Origin of the sequence: Stenotrophomonas sp. FR024 (assembly GCF_047500745.2) — a bacterium.
GTDB lineage: Bacteria > Pseudomonadota > Gammaproteobacteria > Xanthomonadales > Xanthomonadaceae > Stenotrophomonas > Stenotrophomonas maltophilia_A.
In genome coordinates this window covers 2,501-4,424 of the sequence record NZ_JAXAXM020000038.1, presented here as the reverse complement: position 1 = coordinate 4,424, position 1,924 = coordinate 2,501, and the positions used below count along the sequence as shown (strand labels likewise).

Below are 1,924 nucleotides of genomic sequence, written 5' to 3'. Positions count from 1 at the left end.
GGGTATAAACCCTGGCGATGACCTACTCTCGCATGGCTTGAGCCACACTACCATCGGCGCAGCTGCGTTTCACTTCCGAGTTCGGGATGGGATCGGGTGGTTCCACAGCGCTAATTTCACCAGGGAGGCGGTTGGAGCGTCGCCATCCGATACAGCTGGATAAGGCGCCTGCCTCTCGTAGTTCTTGTGACGTAGCGTGCACTTGGATGCTCTTACGACGCTGTCGTAAAGCCAAGGCAACTTGAGGTTATATGGTCAAGCCTCTCGGATCATTAGTATCAGTTAGCTCAATACATTGCTGTACTTACACACCTGACCTATCAACCACGTAGTCTACATGGTTCCTTCAGGGGGCTTGTGCCCCGGGAGATCTCATCTTGAGGCGCGCTTCCCGCTTAGATGCTTTCAGCGGTTATCGCTTCCGAACATAGCTACCCGGCAATGCCACTGGCGTGACAACCGGAACACCAGAGGTTCGTCCACTCCGGTCCTCTCGTACTAGGAGCAGCCCCTCTCAAATCTCCAACGCCCATGGCAGATAGGGACCGAACTGTCTCACGACGTTCTGAACCCAGCTCGCGTACCACTTTAAATGGCGAACAGCCATACCCTTGGGACCGACTACAGCCCCAGGATGTGATGAGCCGACATCGAGGTGCCAAACACCGCCGTCGATATGAACTCTTGGGCGGTATCAGCCTGTTATCCCCGGAGTACCTTTTATCCGTTGAGCGATGGCCCTTCCATACAGAACCACCGGATCACTAAGTCCTAGTTTCCTACCTGCTTGATCCGTCGATCTTGCAGTCAAGCACGCTTATGCCTTTGCACACAGTGCGCGATGTCCGACCGCGCTGAGCGTACCTTCGAGCTCCTCCGTTACTCTTTAGGAGGAGACCGCCCCAGTCAAACTACCCACCATACACGGTCCCCGACCCAGATAATGGGCCCAGGTTAGAACGTCAAGCACGACAGGGTGGTATTTCAAGGATGGCTCCGCTGCAGCTAGCGCCACAGTTTCATAGCCTCCCACCTATCCTACACAGACGAACTCAACGTTCAGTGTAAAGCTATAGTAAAGGTTCACGGGGTCTTTCCGTCTTGCCACGGGAACGCTGCATCTTCACAGCGATTTCAATTTCACTGAGTCTCGGGTGGAGACAGCGCCGCTGTCGTTACGCCATTCGTGCAGGTCGGAACTTACCCGACAAGGAATTTCGCTACCTTAGGACCGTTATAGTTACGGCCGCCGTTTACTGGGGCTTCGATCAAGAGCTTCGCCTTGCGGCTGACCCCATCAATTAACCTTCCAGCACCGGGCAGGCGTCACACCCTATACGTCCACTTTCGTGTTTGCAGAGTGCTGTGTTTTTGATAAACAGTCGCAGCGGCCTGGTTACTGCGACCCTCTTCAGCTATAGCTCGCACGAGCCACCAAAAAGGGTGCACCTTCTCCCGAAGTTACGGTGCCATGTTGCCTAGTTCCTTCACCCGAGTTCTCTCAAGCGCCTGAGAATTCTCATCCTACCCACCTGTGTCGGTTTACGGTACGGTCTGCGTAAGCTGAAGCTTAGGAGCTTTTCCTGGAAGCGTGGTATCAGTGACTTCGCCTTAAAGGCTCGTCTCGGTGCTCGGTCTTAGAGGATCCCGGATTTGCCAAAGATCCAAACCTACCGCCTTTCCCCAGGACAACCAACGCCTGGTACACCTAACCTTCTCCGTCCCTCCATCGCACTTACGCGAGGTGCAGGAATATTAACCTGCTTCCCATCGACTACGACTTTCGTCCTCGCCTTAGGGGCCGACTCACCCTGCGCCGATTAACGTTGCGCAAGGAAACCTTGGGCTTTCGGCGTGCGGGTTTTTCACCCGCATTATCGTTACTCATGTCAGCATTCGCACTTCCGATACCTCCAGCAGACTT

2 rRNA genes (1 of these 2 only partly in view) are annotated in these 1,924 nt (G+C 54.5%); both read right to left on the bottom strand.

The features are described from left to right. Positions 1 to 9: 9 nt before the first annotated feature. Positions 10 to 124 (bottom strand): 5S ribosomal RNA (gene rrf / locus ACMZ91_RS21500). A 127-nt stretch (positions 125 to 251) separates the two neighbouring features. Then, positions 252 to 1,924 (bottom strand): 23S ribosomal RNA (locus ACMZ91_RS21495); it runs 1,205 nt beyond the window's last position.